This window comes from Caballeronia sp. A2-2 (assembly GCF_057612605.2).
In genome coordinates, this window is sequence record NZ_CM172588.1 from 1012001 (window position 1) to 1035425 (window position 23425).

The window sequence follows — 23425 nt, forward strand, 5'->3', positions numbered from 1 at the left end:
GACCATGTCATCGTCCAAGCAGCGGCTCGACCGCATCGACATCGGCATTCTGAATCAGCTCCAGCAGAACGCGCGCATCACCAATGCGGAACTGGCGCGCGCCGTGAATCTCTCGGCCACGCCTTGCTTCAATCGCGTGCGCGCGCTAGAAAAAGCCGGCCTCTTCAGGCAGCACGTTTCCTTGCTCAACCCTGAGGCTTTAGGCTTGAGCATCAACGTGTTCATTCAGGTCAGCCTGGAAAAGCAGGTGAAAGATGCGCTCGCCCGCTTCGAGCAGGCGATCAGCGAACGTCCCGAAGTCATGGAGTGCTATCTCATGACGGGTGACGCCGATTATCTTTTGCGCGTGGTCTTGCCGGATGTCGCCGCGCTCGAACGCTTCATTCTCGAACGACTCACGAAGTTGCCCGGCGTCGCCAACATTCGTTCGAGCTTCGCGCTCAAACAAGTGCGCTATAAGACCGCGCTGCCTTTGCCTGCCTCCGGCCTTACGCTTCCCGACACAGATGACGATCAAGCCGACTGGACCTGATCGTATGAACATTTCGGTCGATGCTGCCGCTTCCGAATGAACGCGTGAAGCGTTCGTGTAATTCTTGCGGTGATTCTTAGCTTCGCCTATAACTCGTCAAGCCACTCTAGTCGTTTTCCTTAAAGGAATTCCCTAAGCACGAGAGGCCGATATGAATCTCGATACCGTACGTGTATTCGTCATGACGCGCGGCGTGGACTTCGCGATCATGGTTGCCGGAGCCATTGCGTTATGGGTCATCGGGCGATGGCTGATCGGTCTGGTCACGGGCGCGCTGCGCAAACTGCTTTCGCGCAATGGCCGCGTCGATCCCACGCTCGCGCACTATCTCGGCTCGATCATCGGCGTGCTGCTGAATCTGCTTCTCGTACTCGCGGTCCTGCAGATTTTCGGCGTACAGACTACTTCGTTCGCGGCCTTGTTGGCAGGCCTCGGTCTCGCTATAGGCACCGCATGGGGCGGCTTGCTCGCGCATTTCGCGGCAGGCATTTTCATGCAGGTATTGCGCCCGTTCAAGGTTGGCGATTTCGTCACGGCAGGCGGCGTGACCGGCACCGTGACCGAGCTTGGCTTGTTCGGCACGACCATCACGACGCCCGACAATGTGGCCGCGATCATCGGCAACAACAAGATCTTTTCCGACACGATCTGGAATTTCAGTTTGCTGCCTCATCGCCGCGTCGAACTGACGGCGAAGATCGCCAATGGTGTCGATGTGCTCGACGCCATCGCGCGGCTCAAAGAGGCCGTGAGCAAGATACCGAACGTGGCGGACGTGCCCGCACCCGATGTCGAAGTGCTCTCGTTCACGCCGGAAGGACCGCTTTTGTGCGTGCGCCCTTATACGAAGACGAGCGATTACTGGCAGGTCTATTTCGACACCAACCGCGCGATCATCGAGACCTTCAGGCAAGCGGGCTATCCCACGCCGGAGACGCCTGTTGCACGGCGTGTCATCGGAGAAGTGCCGGCGTCCATTCCCTTGCGGGGCGATCAGGCCGCCTGAAAGCGCATTTCATTCGTGGGCGCACCGGCCAGACGTGAAGCCAGATGATCGATGAATGCACGCAAGCGCGGCGCTTCATGACGGCTCGGCGGCCATAGAATATGGAACGCGCCTTCGCGACTCAGATGTGCGCTTAACACCGCGCGCAACAAGCCGCTTTCCATCGCGCCGCGTGCAACGAAATCCGGCACATACGCAAGGCCTAATCCGGAAATGCAGGCCGCCAATACCGCTTCCATATCGTTGAAGGTCAGCGCGGCGTGCGGCTCGATGGCGAGCGTCTGATCGTCGTTTAGAAAGCGCCAGGGCTGCACGCGTCCATCGGATGGCGAACGAAAACGAATGCACGCATGCCCTTCGAGATCGACGGGCGTCAAAGGCTCGCCGTGTCCCGCGAAATAAGCGGGCGAACCCACGACCACCGGACCATATTGCGCGAGCGGCCGCGCAAGCAATTGGGAATCGGCCAGGCGTCCTGTGCGAATGACCGCATCGTAACCGTCTTGCGTGACATCGACCGGACGGTCGCTAAAGTCTATGTCCAAATCGATATCAGGAAATCGACGCCTGAACTCCGGCACATAAGGTAGCAAGAGCCGCGCGCCAAGCAATGGCGCGCTTATTCTTAGCCGCCCGCGCGGCGATGAGGTCGAATGAAAGAGTTCGCTCTCGGCATCTTCCAGATCCGCGAGAATGCGTTTGCAGCGCGCAAAGAAACGCGCGCCTTCATGCGTGAGACCGATGCGCCGCGTCGTGCGGTTGAGCAATTGCACGCCGAGTTTCGACTCCAGCCGCATCACGCTTTTTCCAACCGCCGATGCAGACAATCCAAGCGCGCGCCCCGCTGCCACGAAGCTGCCCGATTCCGCCGCGCGCACGAATGCCACCATGCCGGAAAGACTTTCGGTGGTCGGAGGACCATGATTGAATGAATTGCCGTTGCCGGGACCGGTCATCGTCGCATCTCGCATGAAAAGACGGCGCGTGTGTATCGCGCCATTCATGCAAGAACGGTTTCGAGGCGGATTTATTCCATGAGCCGCATCGATGTCATGCTGGCGTCATCGATTGAGTTCTTCATGAAGCGCAGCGTATTCCTGCGCAAGCTTGTGACGCGGTTCGAGATAAATCATCGGACGTGCATGCTGATGGCTCTCGCGAATCTTGACCGACAGCGACAGATGCGAATTGAGCACGGGCAAGTCCTCGCCGCGCAGTTCATCGACGAGTTGCTGCGGCAAGCTCGCGCGCGGCTGAAACTGATTGATGACGATGCCTTCCACGCTCAGTTCGGGATTGTGGTCATGGCGAATTTCCTGCACGTTCTCCAGCACCGAATAAAGCGCGCGGCGGGAAAAGTCATCGCAATCGAATGGAATGAGGCAGCGGTCCACTGCGATCAACGCGGAGCGCGTGAAGAAATTGAGCGCGGGCGGCGTGTCGATATAGACGGCGTCGTAATTCTTTAGGTTTTTCAGCGCGTCGCGCAGCTTATAGATTTTGTAGCGCGATTCCAGCTTGGCTTGCAACGAATCGAGATCGGGATGCGAAGGCACGATGTCAAGATTTTCGAACGGCGTCGAATGAACGAAAGAATCGAAATCCGGTTCGCGAAAGCTATAGCTCAAGGCGGTTTCGAAAAAAGTCGCCAGATTTGGCCGGGCGTCGCGCGCATCCGCGCCAAGCAAGTATTGGCTCGCATTGCCTTGCGGGTCGAGATCGATCACCAGCGTGCGCAGGCCGCGCGATGCACTCACGGCCGCGAGATTGCAGACGATGGTGGACTTGCCCACGCCACCCTTTTGATTGAAGACCACACGGCGCATCGGCTTGTTATCCTCGGATTCGAACGATCGTTTCAATGAACATGCAGCCGCTTTGGTCACGCAGCCATGTCGGCACATGATCTTAGCGCATCAGAATGTGGGAGATCGTGCCCCTTGCGGCAATGGGTCTTTGGCGCCGAGATTCGAAAGCGCAAGCGATGATACGCTTGAGTGCCTAAGCCTTTGCACGACGCTGCACGAATACACCATCAAGGAGGAGACATTTATGACAAGCATCACCCGGCTGTCCGTGCGCGATATTCGCTTTCCCACTTCGCGCTCTTTGGATGGCTCCGACGCGATGAACGCGGCGCCGGATTATTCCGCCGCTTACGTGATTCTCGAAACCGATACGGCCGGGCTCGCGGGCCATGGCTTGACGTTCACCATCGGACGCGGCACGGAAGTGGTCGTGGCGGCCGTGGAAGCGCTCGCGCATCTTGTCGTCGGCAAGAAAATCGAGGATATCGCGGCGGATATGGGCGCTTTCTGGCGCGGCATCACGTCCGATAGTCAATTGCGCTGGATCGGCCCAGACAAGGGCGCGATTCATCTTGCGACGGCGGCGGTGGTCAACGCGGTATGGGATCTGTGGGCCAAGTCGGAAAAGAAGCCGGTCTGGAAGCTGCTATCGGACATGAGCCCTGAAGAACTCGTGCGTTGCCTCGACTTCCGTTACGTGACGGATGCCATCACGCCATCCGAAGCGCTTGCGCTGCTCAAGCGCAATCAGGAGACGCGTGCGCAACGCGAGAAAGACATGCTCGAGCAAGGCTTTCCCGCTTACACGACATCGGCAGGTTGGCTCGGTTACGACGACGACAAGATTCGACGCCTCGCGCGTGAAGGCGTGGCGGAAGGCTGGACGCATTTCAAGCAGAAGGTCGGCGGCGATCTCGAAGAGGACGTGCGGCGCGCGCGCATTCTGCGTGAGGAAATCGGCCCGCACCGCAAGCTGATGATGGACGCGAATCAGGTTTGGGAAGTGGATCAGGCGATTGCGAACATGCGCCGTTTAGCAGAATTCAATCCGTGGTGGATAGAAGAACCAACGAGTCCTGATGACGTATTGGGGCACGCCGCCATTCGCAAACGCCTGGCACCGATGATCGGTGTCGCGACCGGCGAGCATTGCCAGAATCGCGTCATCTTCAAGCAATTGCTGCAAGCGGAAGCCATCGATTTTTGTCAGATCGATAGTTGCCGACTTGGTGGCCTGAATGAAGTCATCGTCGTGCTTTTGATGGCGGCGAAATTCGGCGTGCCGGTCTGTCCGCATGCGGGCGGAGTGGGATTGTGCGAGTACGTACAGCATATTTCATTGTTCGACTATATCTGCGTGTCGGCGTCGCTCGACAATCGCGTGCTCGAATATGTCGATCATCTGCACGAGCATTTTCTCGATCCGGTCGTTATTCGCAATGGGCGTTACATGCCGCCGCAAGCGCCGGGCTATAGCATCGAAATGCATGCGGCGTCGCTGGAGCGCTTCGAGTTCGGCAAGGGTGAAGCGTGGCGCTAAGACGATGAACGACCGACACGCCGTGCAGGCGCCTTCATGGCAGGCCATCGTCTCGCAAACGGAGGTCGCGCTGGCGTGCGGGGCGCTGCGCTCCTTCGCGACGGTGCCCGGTGTCATCGAAGATCACGGCGTGCGCTTTCTGGTGCGGCAAGCGGCGAATCTCGCGCGCAAGGAACAGGCGTCCAAATTCGCCGCGAAGTCCGCGGCGGATGCGGCGTCGGCATGGCGCGACCCGTTTTCGCCGTGCGAGCAGGCATTGCGTGTCGGGGATATCGGCGAGCATCATTTTCTATTGCTGAATAAGTTCAATGTGCTCGAGCATCATCTGCTGATCGTCACGACGGATTTCGAGCCGCAGGAATCGCTTTTGACCGAGAATGATTTTGCGGCGCTTCTTGCATGTCTTGAACAATTCGATGCGCTAGGCTTTTATAACGGCGGCGAAATTGCCGGGTCGAGTCAACCGCACAAGCACTTGCAAATGGTGCCGCTTCCGCTCGACGGTCACGTGCCGCCGATTGAACCGTTGATCGAAGCAGCACGGCAAGACACGCTCTTTAGCGTACCGCGCTTTCCCTTCGTTCACGCCGCCGTCTGGCTCGACGATAAGACTCCGCTCTCCGCTAAGGAAATGCACGAGCTTTATCGAGCGCTGTTAAATTCAATCGGCATTCAGGCGATGGATGTCATGGGCACGCCGCATCAGTCCGCGCCTTATAACCTGCTCGTTACGCGGCGCTGGATGCTTGCCGTGTCGCGCACGATGTCGCATGTCGAAGGCGTGGCGATCAATGCATTGGGCTTCGCGGGGTCGCTGTTCGTGCGCGACGATACGCAACGCGGCGTCATCGAAACGCTTGGACCGATGACCTTGCTTTCGCGCGCCGGGAAGCGCCTGTAACGCGAAAGGGCCTTGAAAAAGGCATCACGAGACCGCATGTGCGCTTCCACACAACGGGAGTCCATCGACATGGGAAGCCGCCCTCAATTCATTGACGACCTCGCGCGCGGTGCGCAGCGTGCGTCCACGTCCGCGCCACTCGACGACACGGCATTGCTCGATGCCTATTCGCGCACGGTCATCGGCGCGCTGGAGAAAGTGCAACAGGCCGTGGTATTCATTGCAGTCGAACGCGAACTGGTTGATCCGCGCGGGAGCCGGCGTAATGCAGGCGGAAGCGGTTCGGGATTCATCTTCACGCCCGACGGTTATCTCCTGACCAATAGCCATGTAGTACACGGTGCGACACGTATCACCGTCACGCTGGCGGATGGCGCGCATTTTCACGCCGATCTCGTCGGCGACGATCCCGACAGCGATCTTGCGGTATTGCGGATCGGCTCGCCCGAACCGTTGCCTCACGTCGCGCTTGGCGAGTCGGGAAACCTGCGCGTGGGGCAGATTGCCATCGCAGTGGGTAATCCGCTCGGACTCGCACAGACCGTCACGACCGGCGTGGTATCCGCGCTCGGGCGGTCCTTGCGCTCCACGTCGGGCCGCATGATTTACGATGTCATTCAAACGGATGCAGCGCTCAATCCCGGCAATTCAGGCGGGCCGCTTATCGATTCCGCAGGCAATGTGATCGGCGTGAATACCGCGATCATCTCGGGCGCGCAGGCCATTTCCTTTGCCACTGCCATCGACACGGCCAAGTGGGTCATCATGCAGATTTTCGCGCATGGCCGCGTGCGGCGCGCTTATGTCGGCGTGGCAGGAACCACCATGCCCATTGCGCGACGCGTGCAGCGTTTCTTTGGCCTGCCCGCGGCAAGCGGTGTACACGTGATGGAAGTCGTCAAAGGCAGTCCGGCCGGGTTGGGCGGATTGCGCACGGGTGACCGCATCGTGTCGGTGGATGAATCCAGTGTGGACAGCGTGGATGGGTTGCAGCGCACGCTGGATGCATCGCGCATCGACAGGCCGGTGAAGGTCACGGTGCTGCGCGGAACGCAGAAGATAGATCTGAACGTGACGCCCGTGGAGCAAACGGGCTAAGTATCGGAATAAGGCGGGCCCACGCTTTGCGCTAAGGCTAATTGAGTGTCTATGTGCGCTGGCATGCGGTCAATCCTCTGACATTCGGGCTTAATACCGAAAGCAGGCAAGCGCGGACACGGTTCTATTCCGTGTAACAGCCTTACCCTACGGGGAAGGTCGCGAGTCAGGAAGGATTGCCATGAACACACAAAAGAAAAGTCAGGCCACGCCGCGCCGGGAAGCATTTCGTTGTTCCGGCCGGCAACTCGATGCCATCGTGCGTTTCGCTCAGGAACGAAAGCTGGACGATCAACCGCTTTATCTCGTCGTAGCGGAATATAGCCGCTATCAAGCCAAAGCAGCTTGACTGTTTCATTGCTCCGACAAGACGCGTTGTTTGAGCACCCACAGCGCTGTTGGCACTGCGTAATAAGTGCTCACGTTGCCGGTAACGAGTTTGCCGGTGAGTTGAACGCGCGCGTTCTCCGGCGGCACGGCATCGATGATTTGCACGGCAGACACCGTCAATTGCTGGCGGGCTGCCTGACCCGAGGCCGCACCTAGAATGCAAATGGGACTTGCGAGCGCAAGTACCCAGGCGCGTTGCGCATTGCTGTCCGTCTCATGCGTGGCCTGCTTTGCGGCCTTTCCTTCGAGCGTGACCACGTCACCGTCGCTATAGCATGTAGCCGCCGATGCTTCGCCAGCCATCACCAACACCGTCCCCAACAAGAGCAGCCATGCACAGGCTTTCGCCATCATTCGAACCTCACGAGTTAAAGCGTGGCGCTGCACGTCGGGTCGTCACGGGCAAACGCTGAACAGTGAATCGGGTGCCTCACTTTAGGTGATTGCCGGTGGGGTCGCAACCCGGCTTTTCTCTCATGACACCGCTTGAGTCCGAATTGCCTTAAGGGTTTCGCATCGTCATTCGGGAATACAGGTTGCTGTCTAAGATATGACGAATTCGTCGACGCGCCTTTTTCAGGTAAGCGATGCGGGACTACGGGAGTCAAATACATGGACACGGTGCTGATTGGCGTATTTTCTTCGTGGCGCGATGGTCATGATGCGTTGCGCGCCTTGCAGATGGCCGGCCTCAATCGCGACGATGCGCATCTCTATCGCGCAGGAAAAAACGCCCCCGATCTCGATGCGATCCCATTCCCTGTCCACGACGAAGACGATGCCGAGTATGTCGCGCACGGCGAGCACCAGGGCGTGGTCGGTGCGCGCAATCGTTTCGCTCAGCACGACATACAGGAAGGAAAAGCCGCTTCCAACGATGGAACCGATGAAGCCGGTCTGGAGCGCACGCTGCTCGTTATTCGAATGACTTCGGACATCAGGCCGGCAGCAGTACGTAAGGTCTTGCATGAACACGGCGCCGTCGCCGTGAAGGACGCAGCCGGCCATTGGCACTTTTCACCGTACCGTAAGTTGGCGGGCACTTAAGCCAGAGAGCGCGATCAATGCATTCCACTGTGCGGCTTGCCCGGGCCGCAGAGTTCCGTTCGTGTGTCGGCAATGTCGTGCGCTTCGGTATCGGGTTCCGCAGGCTCGTTCAAGAGCGCGCGTGCCTCGGCGACTGCCGCGGCATCGCGCAGCCGCCTGCATTGCGCGGAGTGCCGGAACATCGCCAGCATGCGCACGACATCGTGCGTTCTCGCTTTCATCGTTTCCTCCCGCGCAGCAGTTGAGAATCTACTTTAAGTGTAGGCGGGAAAGGTCCAATGGCAAGGGAATCGTGCAAATGGATTCCAATCAATGAGAAGACATCGTGAAAGTGACGAGCGCTTCCTTTCAATACTCCGCTGATTCGTATTGCCCGGTGTTGCGAAATCAAGACCGAACGATACGGGTGTGTTGCTGCCGTCAATAGGAGCGAGTTCGTTCGATTCGTCCGATTGGCGCTGTCGGTAAAGTCAATGGCAATGTAATTAGCCGTGCCGCCGTGCTCGTTCTCAGAGACGCGTCCATTCGCGCAGACGCCGATTTTGCCCCAATAAACGTAGTATGCCGAAGCATTGAAACCCGAAACAAATCGTATTCGTCGCATCCACTGCGACGTTCGTTCGCATTCCGACATAAGTCGAATTTGCGCATTCACTAAGCGCACTTACACGTTCGTTGCAGGCGATACCACCGAATCTCGCCACACAGGCGTTTTGTACGATCTGGTTCGTTCCGCAACGTGACCCGCGCACAACACGGGCACAAAAACTTTACGATTGCCTTGTCAACCCTCCGCTATGCCGGGACAATGAAGCATCGGTGTAGTACACCGCATTCATTATTCAGTCCGACATCCGAACGCCGATCGATCGTCCGTGCGTTTTTCGATGCCCGGCCAACAGATGGAATTTCGATGGCAACGTTCGAGGGCAAGGCAGGACTGCGGATTGATACCGATACCACAGGCGCAGGCATCTTCATCATGGTCGCGACGACCGCCTTCTTCGCGGCAAGCGATTCCACCGTCAAGCTGATCGGCGCGGCCGTTCCGTTGCTCGCGCTGCTCTGGGTGCGCTATCTGTTTCAGATGATCGTGCTCGGCGTGTGGCAAGGCAGGCGCGATGCATCCGGCCTGATTCGCACCGGCAATGTCCGGCTTCAATTCATTCGCGCCATTCTGCTGCTCACGAATTCAGCCTGCACGTTCGCCGGTCTGCGGCATTTGCCGCTGCCGGTCACCACCTCGCTCGCCATGCTGGCGCCGCTCATTTCGACGCTGCTTGCCGCGCTCGTGCTCAAGGATCACGTCTCGCGCAGCAAGTGGGCGATGGTCGCGCTCGGTTTCATCGGCATGTTGCTGGTGGTGCGGCCGGGCGGCAGTCAGTTCACGTGGACCGTGGTGTATCCGATCGGCGCGGCGACGACGTTCGCGTGCTTTCAGGTGGTGTCGAGCCACCTTTCGCGCGTGGACGATGCCATCACGACCAACTTCCTGACCGCCTTCGTCGCGACAATCGTGCTGTGCGTGCTGGTCTGGATGGATCAGGCGCAAATGCTGCCCGCGCTCGCAAGCGTAAGCGCAGGAAACTGGCTCCTCGTCGCGTTCATGGCGACGATGGCCACGCTCGGTCAATTGATGATGCTTCAGGCGCTCAGACGCGCGCCGCTTTCCGTGCTCACGCCGTTTTCGTACGGACAACTTGCCTTCGCCGCGTTCTTTAGCTGGCTGCTGTTCGGGCAAGTGCCTGACAAGTGGATGGCGATTGGCATGTGCGTGATCGCGGGCAGCGGCATCGGCACCGTGCTGTTGCATGGGCGCAAGACGGCGCAGGCACAGGCGATCGTTCGGACGATCGACTGAAACCTAGTTGGCGTGGGCCGCCTGGCCGGTACACAGCCAGTTCACGTCAAGATCGAGCGCTCGCGCAATCCGCGTGAAAGCGTGAAGTGGCGGCACCGTGATGCCGCGCCGCCAGTACTGAACATCGTCTTCGCTGACGTCCAGCCAGTCGGCCGCTTTCGCGGAACTGATATTGCCTTTCTGCATGGCCCGGTCGAGCCGCGCGGCGATGGCGCGCCGCAATGCATTGTCTTCCTCACTACGTTCCAAATGCCCCATGGCTTGGGAATGACGTCCCATTTCTGCAAGTCTCTCGAATTATTTATTCATGCCGTTCAGCGCCGGCTCAATCGCGCGAGGTTGAATCTTAGGGAATCCCGGTGACGAGCCGGTGACAGACAATACACCTGCCAAAGCTAGTCGCTCCCGTAACTTTCAAGCTGCTTTAAAGGGCGAGATTTTTGCAAAGACGACATCAATGGTCTATCAGGGAAAAAACGCATTCACCCTTGATTCGCTCGCACGCACGCCCGCGCTGGCATGTCACTGAACGTTCGTTCGCGTCGAGCGCACCGGTGCGCGCCTATAACAAACGATTATTGTCGAAAACAAAATGATCGGCCCTACCGTGAATTCTTATGCCGATTAACCTTGCAAGACACCAAAGAACTTATCGCAGTCATTTTTATCCGATTACCATTGCAGCCGAAGTGACTCGCTTTAAGCGGCAGAAAGCGCAATTGACACTCGCATTGCTTTCTTTAGAATGAACATTCGCTGCGCTGCACAAACCGTTGTCCCATTCGCCCGAATAGGGGATGACATCAACTGGAGTCGAGTATGAGCAGTCTTGCGCCTGAAACTCTCCTGGCATCACAAAAAGCCGGGCTGGATGCGAGCTTTGGTTTCGCCTCCCGCGCCATGGAAGGATTCGAGCAGTTGATCGGCCTGAATGCGCGCACGTTGCACGCTGCGCTCGATGCGCACCAGCAACTCGTCGCCAAAACGCTTTCCGTGCGCGATGCACAGGATTTCTTCGCGCTGCAAAATCAGCACGCCCAAACCAGCGCGCAACGCGTGCAGGCTTACTGGCAAAGTGTGTTCGAGATCGCCAACGGCGCGCGCGGCGTGTATCTGGAAGCCGCGCAGGTGCAGATGGAAAAATCGCAGCGCAACGCGCAGGCGCTCGTTGAAAGTCTGGCGAGCAACGCGCCCGCCGGCAGCGAAGCCGTGGTGAAAGCATGGCAAAGCGCGCTCGATGCCGCGACCGAATCCGCGAATTCCGCTTATGAAGCCGCGAAGAAATCGGCTCAACAAGTCGTGGAAGCCGCTCAAAGCGATGCAACCGCCGCCAGCAGAAACACGGCGCGCGCTGCATCGAAGGTCGCGGCCACGAAGAAGTAAGTTGTCACGTGAAATGAATCATCAGGGCGGACCGTTTCGGTCCGCCCTTTTTCATGGCGCTTACATTTAGTTCATCAGGCTTCGCAACACCAGTTCATGCGAGTGCCCAATCCACACCGCCGAATCGCGATGATCCTTCAATGCATCGCCCGTATTCGGATGCATGAAGACATCGAGCGCGCCGTGATTGAGTGCGAGCCATTCGAGCATCGGTGTGAGTTGGCCGCTGCCGAAGCCCAGTTGAAACGACCACATCGGATGCGGTCCGACCGGCCGTTCGTGAAAGCGGCCCAAGGTGAGCGTGCCGTTGCGCAAATCATCCGCGAAACGCGTTTCGATGGTTTGCCGCATCTGCCAGGCTGCGTCGCGGGTGGTGGCATCGAAATAGAAATGGGCGTGCCAGGTGGAAATCGTGGGCGTGGTGAGCGTGGTCGTTGAGTCCATTGTTGCAGGCCGTCGCGGCAATATTGAGTGTGCATTCATTCTAGCGAAACAATGCCCAGTGCACCGTGTCAACGGAATGGGTGTGCCGGATCGTTCGTACACCAGAGGACTCGGCGAGATGCGTGAGGACGAAGGCATCGGCGGGACGGGTGAAGCCGGTTATCACGCGCGATGACACCAACGCTTGCGACACGTGTTCGTGCCATAGCCAATATGCGTCGCCATTCAGTGGAATGAAGCGCGTGTTGGTTTGCAGATCAGCGGGAAGGTAAGCGGAAAGCGCGTGATCGATGACGATCGTCTTGGTCAGCGGCAAATGAATTAAATCCGACCACGCGAAAGGCAACGCGCCCGACGTCAGCAAGAACGCGCGTCGCGACAGATTCATCATGCGTCGCCTTTATCGTGCGCAGGCCAGATGCCTTGTTTGCCCGGCGAAAGAATGCCGTTCGGATCGAGCGCGGTCTTGATCGTGCGCGATAGCCGCATCGACGCGTGATCGTTGAAATCGTATTGCGATGCCGCCAGATCCATGTAATCCAGATGCGTGCGGTATTGGCCGTAACCTGCCGCGCCTGCATCGCGGATCAGCGTTTCGACGAGCGCGCCCGCCGCGTGCGATTGCTTCGGATCGTCGCGATCGAAGATGGCCGCGAAGATGTGATGCATCGAGCGCTCGCCTGCCGTGAAGCCGCCGTAGTAATCGAAGCCGAACTGCGCCGCGCGTTCGCGGACCATGCGCGCTTGAATTACCGCATCGCGTCCGATGGACGGACACACCGGCGAAAAGTCGATGTGCGCGCCCGAGCCGCCGCGCCAGTTGAGCAGATTGAACGCCTCCATGTTCGGAATGCCGACTTGCGCGCGGTCGCCGCCGCCGGGTGGCTCGATGCTGCCATCGCGGTAAGGCATTTCGAAGAGCGTCGCACCCGGAATGGCGGCGAAACGCGCGTGGACGATATCGCGCCGCGCTTCGACCAGCGCCTTCGGACCGTACAGACAGAAGCGCAAATTCCAGCGTCCGATGCCGATCTTGCGCGTCATTGCGTCGATGGCGTGCTCGGGCATCGCGCCATCGCCGTCGTACCAGTCGCGTCGCGTGGACACGCCCGCCGCCCAGCGCACGGCACTTTCGATCACCGCCTGACTCTGGATGGTGCCGTCCATTTTCAGTGAACGAAGCGTATCGACGATGCGTTCCAGATCGTCTTCGTTTTCGAACGCATAGCGGCAGATCATGTAGCCCTCGGGCGCGGGCATCAGCCAGATACCGAGCTTGGTGACCACACCGAAATTCGACTGCATGAACAACCCGTCGAAGGACGGACCGAAGCCCGGTTTGAACACTTGCCACGCGCGGCTGGCCGACATCGCGCCCATGCCGGTGCGCACGATGTCGCCGTTCGCGAGCATCACTTCCATGCCGCATTGGTGCGCCGCGTGGTCGCCATAGGGCGTCGTGCCATAGCCGCGTTCCAGCGTGTTGCCGACCACGCTACCCCAACCCGCTGCCGGTGGATCGACCCAGAAGCGGCGCGGCGTGCCGAGCGCGCGATGCAGGTCGTAATACGTCACGCCGGGTTCGACCAGCGCGTAACCGAGCGTCTGATCGATCTCGATGATGCGGTTCATCCGCCGCAAATCGAGCACGATGCTGCCGGCCACGCGCGGCGATGCGCCGCCGTACGCGAAGTTTCGTCCGGTGGATACCGTCCACAGCGGCACGCGATGACGATTGGCTATCGCGAGTACGGCGCGAATGGCATCGGCGTCGCCGGGGAGGACGGCGGCTGAGGGCGCGTGGGCGGCGGCATCGCCGGGGGCGAATGGGTCGAGGTAGGGCTTGAGGGCGTCGCCGGTTAGCACGGCCTGCGCGCCGAGCGTTGCCGTTAGCTCCGCGATGGCTGCGTCGCGCGTGGCGCGGTTCAACGGTCAATAGCCGCCGCTGCTGCCGCTCGATGAACTGGTGCCGGAGCCGCCGGTTCCATCGGTCTGGCATCCGGCGAGGAGGCCGGCGAATAAGGCGAGCATGACGGCGGCGAGTCTGGCGTGTTTCATGAGGGTGTCTCCGGGAGTGGGCACGGCGGCGGATCGCGCTGTGTGTTAATAGAACGCACCATGGCATCGCTCTATTCCGCGGAGTTTTAACGTTTTTGCCCGTGAAGTACGAGTCTTCTTACGAAAGAGATACGCCATGCTAACCAACTAAAAACTGGCGTGTTGAATCTGCATGGACGAGCAAATTATTCCGCATGCCGGCAACGCACAAGTTGATAAGCGCAATTCCCGGTTCTCTTTTCCTTTTCGATTCGGTAGCGTGAAGCACTTGCCATATTGGACATCGCCAATCGTCGTTCGCCGCTCGAAGAAAGGACGATTCGGTTTCTGGTCTGAACAATCGCAGACCGCTCATTCAAGCAAGGGCTTCCGGACATCTGTCCTTTCATTTTCGGGAACGACAGGTCATGCAAAACACAAAAAACGTCGCTGCCCTGCAAATGCTGCGTGCGTTTGCTGCGATCCTGATCGTGATCTGGCATTCGCATCTCGCCATCAAATACGCACAGGCCAACTATTGGATCGAAGGTGATACGCACTTTCGCATGACTCACTATCCGTCGGTGGTGAATCATCTGGACATTGGTGTGGATATTTTCTTCTGCATCAGCGGCTTCATCATGGCGATGCTGATCTATAAGTTGCCGCCCACCTTGGATGCCTCACGCACCTTTCTGGTCAAGCGGGCGCTGCGCATCGTGCCACCGTACTGGTTCTTCAGCACGATGGTGATCGCCGCGTTTGTTGTTTCGTCCGGCAAATTCAATCTCGCCAATCTGTCGGGTCAGTTCGTCCCGGACAGCACGCGCTTTTTCCGGTCCCTTGCCTTGATTCCCTTGTCGGGCTTTCCAGTGTTGGGCGTCGGCTGGAGTCTGATTCACGAAGCCCTTTTCTATTATTTGTGCACGCTCGCGATCTTTTTTCACCTCAGTCGCAGGCTTGCTGAAGTGCTTTTCGTGCTCAGCGTCGTTGCGATCGGATTGTCGCTACTCAACATTCAATGCCTGTACGGATATGTTCTGAGTCCGCTCTGCATCGATTTCTTCTTCGGTGCGTTGGCGTTTCGAGTCGCCGATGTCATGTCGAAGTCGGGATGGCGCGCCCAGTTGATGATCGCCGCGGCGAGCTACCTTGGTCTGTGCGAGTTTCTCGATTCAGGCGTTCTTTCGAATGCGGCCTATGTGCTAGTGCGCCCGCTTGCCGCCAGTGTGGTCGCGTTTTTCCTCATTACCGGACTGATTGGCGCCGACAGAGAACGCTCGATCACAACGACAGTGCCCGGCGCAATCATGATGCGCATCGGCGATGCGTCCTACACGCTCTACCTAGTGCACTGGTTCGTGTTGTCCTTCATGGGGAAGCTGATCTGGGCGATGCCGCGCATTCCCGTCGCAGCGCTCATCGCCTGGCATGTTCTGAGTATTCTGACGGCCATCGTCGTCGCAGTCGTGCTGGCGGAAAAAGTCGAGTTGCCTTTTCACCGATATTTGCTTGCGCGCTTCGGGCGGATGGGTCAAACGGCTGCACCTTCCGTCACGGCGAATTCGGGCTCTCAGTAAAATATCTGCCGGAAGGCGGGTGCGGTTTCGAGTGTGAATCCCCATGCTATCCTCCTGTACATGCATACAGTTCCCGCCCCCGACCCCGCCTACACCGTCGCCGTACGCGCGCTATGCGAGTTCACCGCAAAACAGGGCGATCTAGACCTCCGCTTCACCCCTTCCCCCACCGCTCAAGAAGGCATCGCAGGCCACCTCACCGTCACCGCCCGCCGCCACGCCAGCTACCAAAAAGAAATCACCCTCACACAAGACTACGGCCCGCTACGCATACGCGGCCGCGCCGATGGTTTCGATCCCCTTCTCAATCGCCTCGAAGAGATAAAAACGTATCGCGGCAAACTAGAAAGGATGCCTGACAATCACCGTCATTTGCATTGGGCGCAGGCACGCGTCTATGCGCATTTGATGTGTCGCGAGCGCGGGCTGGACAGCATCGACATCGCGCTCGTTTATTTCGATGTAGTCGATCAAACCGAACAGGTCCTGGTCGAAACACAATCCGCCGTAGCCCTGCGCGTCCATTTCGAGCTTCAATGCCAGCGTTTCATCGCGTGGGCCGAACAGGAATTGCGACATCAGGCATCGCGCGATGCACGCTTCACCACCCTCACCTTCCCGCACGCGGATTTCCGAAGTGGACAACGCACGCTCGCCGAAACGGTCTATCGCGCTGCCATCTCGGGCCGATGTCTGATGGCGCAAGCACCTACAGGCATCGGCAAAACAGTGGGCACGCTGTTTCCGTTGCTCAAGGCATGGCCGCGCCAGCACTTCGACAAGATCTACTTTCTCACCGCCAAGAGCGCAGGCCGTCAGCTCGCGCTCGATGCACTCACCACGCTCAATGCCGCCCCGCTGCGCGTCGTCGAACTGGTCGCGCGCGACAAGGCTTGCGAGTATCCGGGCCGCGCGTGTCATGGCGAATCGTGTCCGCTTGCGCAAGGCTTCTACGATCGTTTGCCCGATGCCCGCGCCGCCGCGCTCGAACGTCCGCAACTCGACCGCGCGGCCATCGCGGATGTGGCTCGCTTGCACGATGTCTGTCCGTACTATCTGAGTCAGGAAATGGCGCGTTGGGCCGATGTGATCGTCGGCGACTACAACTATTACTTCGATACGAGCGCCATGCTGTTCGCGCTGGCAGAAGCGAACAAATGGCACATCGCGGTGCTGGTGGACGAAGCGCACAACCTCGTGGATCGCGCGCGCGGCATGTATTCGGCCACGCTCGAACGCGCCGCTTTCGATGCCATGCGCCGCAGCGCGCCGCCGTTTGTGAAACGCGCGTTGTCGCGTGTTGCGCGCAACTGGAGCGAGTCGTGCCGCGAGCAGGAAGAGAAAGGCATCGACTATGCGGCGCATGCCGAGCCGCCCGCGTCCTTGCTCACCGCGCTCGGCCACGCGGTTTCGCTCATGACCGAAGCACTCGGCGAGCAGCCCGATCTCTTCACGCCCGACCTGCTGCGTTTTTATTTCGATGCCGTGCATTTCACGCGCATCGCGGAGCGCTTCGGACCGCATTCGATGTTCGACATCACGCTCGGCGCTTCAGCACGACGCGCGCGTAACAGCACGCTCTGCCTGCGCAACGTGATTCCGGCGCCGCATCTCGCGCCACGTTTCGCGCGCGCACACAGCGTCGCGCTTTTTTCCGCGACGCTCACGCCCGCGCATTTCTACGCCGACACGCTCGGCGTGCCCGAAACGTGCGTGCGAATCGATGTCGAATCCCCGTTCGAAGCCACGCAACTCGATGTACGCGCCATCGCCGATGTCTCCACGCGTTATCGCGATCGTGCAGCATCGGTGGCACGCATCGCGGACATGATCGCCATGCAGTACGCGCAAGCGCCGGGCAACTATCTGAGCTTCTTTAGTAGTTACGATTATCTTTCGCAAGTTGCCGATGCGCTCGCCGAACGGCATCCGTCCATTCCATGCTGGCTGCAATCGCGCGCCATGAGCGAAGCCGCGCAACAAGCGTTTCTCGCGCGCTTCACCGAGCACGGATGCGGCATCGGATTCGCCGTGCTCGGCGGTGCGTTCGGCGAGGCCATCGACTTACCGGGCACGCGACTGATCGGCGCATTCGTCGCCACATTGGGATTGCCACAACTCAATCCCGTCAATGAGCAGATGAAAACGCGCATGCACGAAGCATTCGGCGAAGGCTACGCGTACACCTATCTCTTTCCCGGCCTGCAAAAAGTCGTGCAAGCCGCCGGACGCGTGATTCGCGGACCGCTCGATCGCGGCGTGCTTTATCTTATCGACGATCGCTTCGCACGTGCAGAAGTACGACGTTTATTGCCCGCGTGGTGGCAGGTCAAGGTATTGCGAGAGCGGGAACTCAAGCTCGCCTAAAGAACGCGTCAGGCATTCGCGTTGCTGAAAGGATGACGCATCGGAACACCATGCATGTTCCGGCAAAAACATCCCTACATCAGGCGAAAAGGAGTGACGACATGGCTCAGGCTCACGCATCAAAACAGGACGACGCGCTCACTATTCTCGAAGCGGATCATCGCGCGGTTGAACAACTTTTTGACGCGTTCGAGCGCGCACCGAAGGACGATCTCGAACGCAAGACCACGCTGGTGCAGCGCGCGTGCGAACTGTTGACCATCCACGCGATCGTCGAAGAAGAACTGCTCTATCCGGCGGCGCGGCAGGCGCTTGGGAAGGATCATCGAATCGATGTGAACGAAGCGTTCGTCGAGCACTTTCTGGTGAAGACGCTGATCGAAAAGTTCACGCAGCTTCGCGCCGGCGATGACGGTTTCGATGCCACGTTCAGCGTGCTCAAGGAAAACGTCACGCATCACGTCGAGGAAGAAGAATCGGAACTGTTCCCGGAGATTCGTCGCGCGGGGCTGGATCTCGTGGCCATCGGCAAGAAGATAGAAGCACGCAAGACGGCTCTGCAAGCGCGTATCACCGAGGTCGCGACTGCGCATTGAATGACGCAGCAAGATTCGACGTGCGCGTAGAACGCGCACGATGCACACTTCATGCAATGACGCTTGAGGAGACGTTGCATGAAGGTGCTTGAACGAACGCTGGATTGGGCCGCGATAGAAGATCAGCTTAACGAAACAGGTTCGGCTATCGCACCGGGTTTGCTCACGCCCGAAACCTGCAAAGCACTCGCCGCGCGTTACGACGACGATGCGATCTTCAGAAGCCGCATCGTAATGGAACGCTATAGCTTCGGACGTGGCGAATATAAATACTTCGCTTATCCGCTGCCCGATCTTCTAAGCGACTTGCGCAGCGGCATTTATCCGCATCTCGCGCCGATTGCCAATCGCTGGAATGAGATCATGGGTATCGACACGCGATATCCACGCGATCATGCCGAGTTCATCGAACGATGCCATCGCGCGGGACAGACGCGGCCCACGCCGTTGATGCTGCGTTACGGTCCCGGCGACTATAACTGTCTGCATCAAGACCTATACGGCGAACACATATTCCCGATTCAAATGGCGGTGCTTTTATCCGCGCCACAGCGCGATTTCACCGGCGGCGAATTCGTGATGACCGAGCAGCGTCCGCGCATGCAATCACGCGCGGAAGTCGTGCCTCTACAGCAAGGCGATGCCGTGTTCTTCGCGGTGCATCATCGGCCGGTGCAGGGCACGCGCGGACCGTATCGCGTGAATATGCGTCATGGCGTGAGCCGCCTGCGTTCGGGACGCAGGCACATGCTCGGCATCATCTTTCATGACGCAAGTTGAAAGAACTTATTCGTTCTCGTCGAAGTAATGCCCGAAGCGCGCCTGCTTCGTCTTGATGTATCGCTCGTTTTCTTCACGCATCGGAATGGCCAGCGCGACACGTTCGCACACCGGAATATCGTGCTTGAGCAGCGTGTCGAACTTCGACGGATTATTGCTCATCAGACGCACCGATTTCACGTTCATCGCGCGCAGGATGGCAGCGGCGGAATCGTATTCGCGGGCGTCGTCGGGAAGGCCGAGGTGGAGATTGGCATCGACGGTATCGAGGCCTTGCTCCTGCAACGCATACGCGCGGATCTTGTTTGCCAGACCGATGCCGCGCCCTTCATGTCCGCGCAAATAAAGCAGCACGCCGCGATTTTCAGCCGCGATATAACGCAGCGCGAGGTCGAGTTGCTCGCCACAGTCGCAACGATAGGAACCGAAGACATCGCCGGTCACGCATTCGGAATGCAGACGCGTGAGCACGGAGTCGCCGGTACTTACATCGCCCATGACGAAGGCGATGTGCTCCACGTCCGTATGCTTCACGCGATACACATACGAGCTGAACGTGCCGTAGCGCGTGGGAATGGTGGCGTTGGCGACGAGTTCGACATCCGCGCATTCGTCGCACTCGCCGAAGCGGCGCTGGGCGTCTTGTGTGTGTTGCACGGGCTGCGAAGGAGATGCGGTTTTCATAGTCAATCTGCAAGTCCATGACGGCCGGGCCGCCTGCGGACAGGCAAGGCTATCCGGCACGTCATGTTAAAGCCCATCGGGAAAGTTTGCAGATTGTCGCACGGCGGGCGGATTTCTCCTTGAACGCTTTAACGTTGCTTATGCCCTAGGCGGGATTGGCGAAATCGCCGGGGCTGCGGTCGGTCGCGCGCCATTCGGGCTTGCGTGTCGGGCTGGCCTTTTGCAGCGCCGCGCGCACGCCTGCCGCGTCGTAATCGTGCGTGTACACCGGCGATGCAGGTTGCTGACGCCATGAATCGTCGAGTCCACCGGAATCGATGGGATCGAAGCCGAGTTCATCGACGAGTTGCATCACCGCCGCCTTGGCCGTCGGATCGTCCCCCGCGACCGGCAGCGCGATGCGCCCCGCCGTGCCCGCAGGCTTGCCCATGTCGCGCAGATGCGCCGCGTAGATATTGTTGAACGCCTTGATCACCGGACGGCCGATCTGCTGCTCGACCCAGCGGCTTTCCGTCAGCCCGCCTTCGATCCCGTCGATGCGCCCATCGCGCTGACGCGGATAGTAGTTCCCGGTATCGATCACGACGACGCTCGCGGGCACATTCGCGAACAAGTCCTTCGGCAGATTCGGCACCTTGGCCTGCGGAATGGTCACGATGATCACGTCGGCGTCCTTCACGGCATCGCGCGCCTCGACCGCCTTCGCGCCGGTCTCGCGCTCCACATCCGCCAGCGACGCCGGCCCGCGCGAGTTCGCGATCTTCACTTCATGCCCGCGCTCCGTCCACCGAAACGCCAGTGCTGAACCAATATTCCCGGCTCCGATAATTCCTATCTTCATGGTTGCTCCGTTGAAAAACTCAGGCAAATCGCCATGTCGATGCTGTTGCAAGCGCGATACCCGAAGTACTTAGGCGTAAACGAGAAATATCGCGTCGATAGGCTGCGTCAATGATGACAATAAAATCAATCCACTTATCGAATGCGATAGTTTTCCTGTATAGTTCACGTACTTCTTCAACACCACTCCACACAAGGAAACCGGTAATGCCCATCATCAACAGTCAAGTCAAGCCGTTCAAAGCCACCGCTTACCACAATGGCGATTTCCAGACCGTCACGGAAGAAAGCCTGAAGGGCAAGTGGTCGGTGTTCGTCTTCTATCCGGCTGACTTCACGTTCGTTTGCCCGACCGAACTGGGCGATCTGGCTGACCGTTACGACGAGTTCAAGAAGCTGGGCGTCGAAATCTATTCCGTCTCGACCGACACACATTTCACGCACAAGGCATGGCACGACACGTCGGACACGATCCAGAAGATCAAGTATCCGATGATCGCCGATCCGACGCTCGCGATCTCGCGCAACTTCGACGTGCTGATCGAAGAAGAAGGCCTGGCGCTGCGCGGCACGTTCGTGATCAACCCGGAAGGCGAGATCAAGCTGTGCGAAGTGCACGACAACGGCATCGGCCGTGACGCGGGCGAACTGCTGCGCAAGGTGCAGGCTGCGCAATACATCGCGAAGCATCCGGGCCAGGTCTGCCCCGCCAAGTGGACGCCGGGCGCTGAAACGCTCACGCCGTCGCTCGACCTGATCGGCAAGATCTAAGCTCCGCGCGCTCTGCGCAAGCTGAATGGACCTGAGCGCACGTCTGCGCGCTCGGGTTCCGCAATACCCAAAAACGCTTTCAACGCGGCGCTGAAAACTTCAGCGCCGTATCGAAGCACGCCTGTAAAAAGCCAAGGAACGGACATCGCCATGCTGGACGCCAACCTCAAGAATCAGTTGAAAGCCTATCTGGAAAAGCTCACCCGGCCGATCGAGCTCGTCGCCTTTCTCGACGGCAGCGACAAATCGAAGGAGCTGAAAAGCCTGCTCGATGAAATCGCTTCGCTGTCGGCGCAGATCAGCGTCGTCGAGAAAGAAGATGCCAGCGCGCGTCGTCCGTCGTTCACCATCGGCGAGCCGGGCAAGGATGCGGGCATCCGCTTCGCCGGCATTCCGATGGGCCACGAATTCACCTCGCTCGTGCTCGCGCTGCTGCAAACCGGCGGCCATCCCATCAAGCTGGACGATGCGACCATCGAGCAAATTCGCGAACTCGACGGCGATTTCTCCTTCGAGACGTATTTCTCGCTGTCGTGCCAGAACTGCCCGGAAGTCGTGCAGGCGCTGAACGTGATGTCGATCATCAACCCGCGCATCAAGCACGTGGCGATCGATGGCGCGCTGTTCCAGCAGGAAGTCGATGACCGTCAGGTGATGGCCGTGCCGACCATGTTCCTGAACGGCGAGAGCTTCAGCCAAGGCCGCATGAGCGTGAAGGAAATTCTGGCGAAGCTGGACACGGGCGCACCGGCGCGTGCCGCGAAGGCGCTGGAAACGAAGCCCGTGTTCGATGTGCTGATCGTCGGCGGCGGTCCGGCGGGCGCGGCGGCGGCGATTTACGCGGCGCGCAAGGGCATCGCGACCGGCGTGGTCGCGGAACGCTTCGGCGGCCAGACGCTCGACACCATGGCAATCGAAAACTTCGTCTCCGTGCAGGAAACGGAAGGACCGAAGTTCGCGGTGGCGCTGGAACAGCACGTCAAGCAATACGAAGTCGATGTCATGGATGTGCAGCGCGCCGAAAAGCTGGTGCCGGGCCGCATCAACGAGATTCATCTGGCGAGCGGCGCGGTGTTGAAGGCCAAGACGATCGTGCTGTCGACCGGTGCGCGCTGGCGTGAAATCGGCGCGCCGGGCGAGCGCGAATATCGCGGACGCGGCGTGGCGTATTGCCCGCACTGCGATGGCCCGCTGTTCAAGGGCAAGCGCGTCGCGGTGATCGGCGGCGGTAATTCAGGCGTCGAAGCGGCGATCGATCTGGCGAACCTCGTCGCGCATGTCACGCTGATCGAGTTCGGCGCGGAACTGCGTGCGGATGCGGTGTTGCAGAAGAAGCTGCGCAGCCTGCCGAACGTGGACATCGTCACGCAAGGTCAGACGACGGAAATCACCGGCGACGGCAAGAAGGTCGACGGCATCGTCTATAAGGATCGTGCGAGCGGCGAAGAAAAGCGCGTCGAACTGGAAGGCGTGTTCGTGCAGATCGGTCTCGTGCCGAACACGGAATGGCTCAAGGGCACGCTGGAATTGTCCAAGCACGGCGAGATCGTGGTCGATGCAAAGGGCGCGACCTCGTTGCCCGGCGTGTTCGCCGCGGGGGACGTGACGACCGTGCCGTACAAGCAGATCGTGATCGCGGTCGGCGAAGGCGCGAAGGCATCGCTGTCGGCGTTCGATCATCTGATCCGTGCGTCGGTGGAAGAAGTCGAGGTCGTGGAAGAAGCGACGGCGTAAGCGTTAAAGCAGCAGCATCGAAAAAG

The 23425-nt window shown here is 59.3% G+C and carries 26 protein-coding genes; 15 read left to right on the top strand and 11 right to left on the bottom strand.

Translation table 11 applies throughout. The annotated features are described in order from the left end of the window. Window positions 1-4: 4 nt before the first annotated feature. Window positions 5-532, top strand: a complete 528-nt coding sequence (locus ACZCWR_RS21020; protein ID WP_487303557.1) for an Lrp/AsnC family transcriptional regulator — start codon at window positions 5-7, stop codon at window positions 530-532. A gap of 151 nt (window positions 533-683) precedes the next feature. After that, a complete protein-coding gene (locus ACZCWR_RS21025) occupies window positions 684-1538 on the top strand; it encodes a mechanosensitive ion channel family protein (RefSeq protein ID WP_487303558.1) in 855 nt (284 codons plus the stop codon). Here the strand turns inward: ACZCWR_RS21025 and ACZCWR_RS21030 are convergent. Together ACZCWR_RS21030 and ACZCWR_RS21035 are read right to left on the bottom strand one after the other, a co-directional pair. Beyond that, window positions 1526-2428: a LysR family transcriptional regulator gene (locus tag ACZCWR_RS21030; RefSeq protein WP_487304762.1), complete on the bottom strand. Its 903-nt coding sequence runs from the start codon at window positions 2426-2428 to the stop codon at window positions 1526-1528. The two genes, ACZCWR_RS21025 and ACZCWR_RS21030, sit on opposite strands and share 13 nt — an antisense overlap. A 171-nt stretch (window positions 2429-2599) precedes the next feature. Beyond that, window positions 2600-3364 carry a ParA family protein gene (locus ACZCWR_RS21035; RefSeq protein ID WP_487303559.1) on the bottom strand — a complete coding sequence of 255 codons (765 nt, stop codon included), beginning with the start codon at window positions 3362-3364 and terminating at the stop codon, window positions 2600-2602. 226 nt (window positions 3365-3590) lie between these two features. Between ACZCWR_RS21035 and ACZCWR_RS21040 the strand changes: the two genes are divergently transcribed. The 4 genes from ACZCWR_RS21040 (at window position 3591) to ACZCWR_RS21055 (ending at window position 7234) form a co-directional block, all read left to right on the top strand. Then, window positions 3591-4886 carry an L-fuconate dehydratase gene (locus ACZCWR_RS21040; RefSeq protein WP_487303560.1) on the top strand — a complete coding sequence of 432 codons (1296 nt, stop codon included), beginning with the start codon at window positions 3591-3593 and terminating at the stop codon, window positions 4884-4886. A gap of 4 nt (window positions 4887-4890) precedes the next feature. After that, window positions 4891-5787: an ATP adenylyltransferase family protein gene (locus ACZCWR_RS21045; RefSeq protein WP_487303561.1), complete on the top strand. Its 897-nt coding sequence runs from the start codon at window positions 4891-4893 to the stop codon at window positions 5785-5787. A 69-nt stretch (window positions 5788-5856) separates the two neighbouring features. Further along, on the top strand, window positions 5857-6885 hold the full coding sequence (locus ACZCWR_RS21050; protein ID WP_487303562.1) for a S1C family serine protease: 1029 nt from the start codon (window positions 5857-5859) through the stop codon (window positions 6883-6885). A gap of 181 nt (window positions 6886-7066) precedes the next feature. Next, entirely contained in the window at window positions 7067-7234 is a 168-nt protein-coding gene (locus ACZCWR_RS21055) for a hypothetical protein (protein ID WP_487303563.1), read from the top strand. A 5-nt stretch (window positions 7235-7239) separates the two neighbouring features. On the opposite strand, the gene ACZCWR_RS21060 is transcribed toward ACZCWR_RS21055, so the two are convergent. Then, entirely contained in the window at window positions 7240-7629 is a 390-nt protein-coding gene (locus ACZCWR_RS21060; protein ID WP_487303564.1) for a hypothetical protein, read from the bottom strand. A 258-nt stretch (window positions 7630-7887) separates the two neighbouring features. Here ACZCWR_RS21060 and ACZCWR_RS21065 point away from each other — a divergent pair, with 258 nt between their 5' ends. Then, window positions 7888-8322, top strand: coding sequence for a hypothetical protein (locus ACZCWR_RS21065; RefSeq protein WP_487303565.1), 435 nt, complete (start codon window positions 7888-7890; stop codon window positions 8320-8322). Window positions 8323-8336: 14 nt separating this feature from the next. Here ACZCWR_RS21065 and ACZCWR_RS21070 read toward each other — a convergent pair whose 3' ends face one another. Beyond that, on the bottom strand, window positions 8337-8543 hold the full coding sequence (locus tag ACZCWR_RS21070; RefSeq protein ID WP_487303566.1) for a hypothetical protein: 207 nt from the start codon (window positions 8541-8543) through the stop codon (window positions 8337-8339). 692 nt (window positions 8544-9235) lie between these two features. Between ACZCWR_RS21070 and ACZCWR_RS21075 the strand changes: the two genes are divergently transcribed. Next, window positions 9236-10183 carry a DMT family transporter gene (locus ACZCWR_RS21075; protein WP_487303567.1) on the top strand — a complete coding sequence of 316 codons (948 nt, stop codon included), beginning with the start codon at window positions 9236-9238 and terminating at the stop codon, window positions 10181-10183. A 3-nt stretch (window positions 10184-10186) separates the two neighbouring features. Here ACZCWR_RS21075 and ACZCWR_RS21080 read toward each other — a convergent pair whose 3' ends face one another. Further along, on the bottom strand, window positions 10187-10462 hold the full coding sequence (locus ACZCWR_RS21080; protein WP_487303568.1) for a helix-turn-helix domain-containing protein: 276 nt from the start codon (window positions 10460-10462) through the stop codon (window positions 10187-10189). 540 nt (window positions 10463-11002) lie between these two features. Here ACZCWR_RS21080 and phaP point away from each other — a divergent pair. After that, on the top strand, window positions 11003-11566 hold the full coding sequence (gene phaP, locus ACZCWR_RS21085) for a TIGR01841 family phasin (RefSeq protein ID WP_487303569.1): 564 nt from the start codon (window positions 11003-11005) through the stop codon (window positions 11564-11566). 66 nt (window positions 11567-11632) lie between these two features. On the opposite strand, the gene ACZCWR_RS21090 is transcribed toward phaP, so the two are convergent. The 4 genes from ACZCWR_RS21090 to ACZCWR_RS21105 are packed head-to-tail and all read right to left on the bottom strand — an operon-like array spanning window position 11633 to window position 14068. Next, window positions 11633-12010, bottom strand: coding sequence for a DOPA 4,5-dioxygenase family protein (locus ACZCWR_RS21090; RefSeq protein WP_487303570.1), 378 nt, complete (start codon window positions 12008-12010; stop codon window positions 11633-11635). Window positions 12011-12050: 40 nt separating this feature from the next. After that, entirely contained in the window at window positions 12051-12401 is a 351-nt protein-coding gene (locus ACZCWR_RS21095; RefSeq protein WP_487303571.1) for a hypothetical protein, read from the bottom strand. Next, the gene (locus ACZCWR_RS21100; RefSeq protein ID WP_487303572.1) at window positions 12398-13939 is read right to left on the bottom strand and encodes an FAD-binding oxidoreductase; all 1542 of its coding nucleotides are present in this window, start codon (window positions 13937-13939) and stop codon (window positions 12398-12400) included. Before ACZCWR_RS21100 ends, ACZCWR_RS21095 begins: the two co-directional genes overlap by 4 nt. Before the next feature lie 3 nt (window positions 13940-13942). After that, window positions 13943-14068, bottom strand: a complete 126-nt coding sequence (locus ACZCWR_RS21105) for a hypothetical protein (RefSeq protein ID WP_487303573.1) — start codon at window positions 14066-14068, stop codon at window positions 13943-13945. Between the two features lie 440 nt (window positions 14069-14508). Between ACZCWR_RS21105 and ACZCWR_RS21110 the strand changes: the two genes are divergently transcribed. The 4 genes from ACZCWR_RS21110 (at window position 14509) to ACZCWR_RS21125 (ending at window position 19370) form a co-directional block, all read left to right on the top strand. After that, complete coding sequence (locus ACZCWR_RS21110) at window positions 14509-15627, top strand: acyltransferase family protein (RefSeq protein ID WP_487304763.1); 1119 nt, start codon at window positions 14509-14511, stop codon at window positions 15625-15627. Between the two features lie 60 nt (window positions 15628-15687). Further along, the gene (locus ACZCWR_RS21115) at window positions 15688-17994 is read left to right on the top strand and encodes an ATP-dependent DNA helicase (protein ID WP_487303574.1); all 2307 of its coding nucleotides are present in this window, start codon (window positions 15688-15690) and stop codon (window positions 17992-17994) included. Window positions 17995-18095: 101 nt separating this feature from the next. Beyond that, entirely contained in the window at window positions 18096-18590 is a 495-nt protein-coding gene (locus tag ACZCWR_RS21120) for a hemerythrin domain-containing protein (protein WP_487303575.1), read from the top strand. Between the two features lie 78 nt (window positions 18591-18668). After that, window positions 18669-19370, top strand: coding sequence for a 2OG-Fe(II) oxygenase (locus tag ACZCWR_RS21125; RefSeq protein WP_487303576.1), 702 nt, complete (start codon window positions 18669-18671; stop codon window positions 19368-19370). A gap of 6 nt (window positions 19371-19376) precedes the next feature. Here the strand turns inward: ACZCWR_RS21125 and ribA are convergent, their stop codons facing one another. Together ribA and ACZCWR_RS21135 are read right to left on the bottom strand one after the other, a co-directional pair. Continuing rightward, window positions 19377-20054, bottom strand: coding sequence for a GTP cyclohydrolase II (gene ribA / locus ACZCWR_RS21130; RefSeq protein ID WP_487303577.1), 678 nt, complete (start codon window positions 20052-20054; stop codon window positions 19377-19379). A 145-nt stretch (window positions 20055-20199) separates the two neighbouring features. Continuing rightward, window positions 20200-20895, bottom strand: a complete 696-nt coding sequence (locus ACZCWR_RS21135; RefSeq protein WP_487303578.1) for an NADPH-dependent F420 reductase — start codon at window positions 20893-20895, stop codon at window positions 20200-20202. A gap of 206 nt (window positions 20896-21101) precedes the next feature. Here ACZCWR_RS21135 and ahpC point away from each other — a divergent pair, with 206 nt between their 5' ends. Together ahpC and ahpF are read left to right on the top strand one after the other, a co-directional pair. Beyond that, window positions 21102-21665, top strand: coding sequence for an alkyl hydroperoxide reductase subunit C (gene ahpC, locus ACZCWR_RS21140; protein WP_487303579.1), 564 nt, complete (start codon window positions 21102-21104; stop codon window positions 21663-21665). A 150-nt stretch (window positions 21666-21815) separates the two neighbouring features. Next, window positions 21816-23399, top strand: a complete 1584-nt coding sequence (ahpF, locus tag ACZCWR_RS21145) for an alkyl hydroperoxide reductase subunit F (RefSeq protein ID WP_487303580.1) — start codon at window positions 21816-21818, stop codon at window positions 23397-23399. The last annotated feature ends 26 nt before the right edge of the window (window positions 23400-23425 follow it).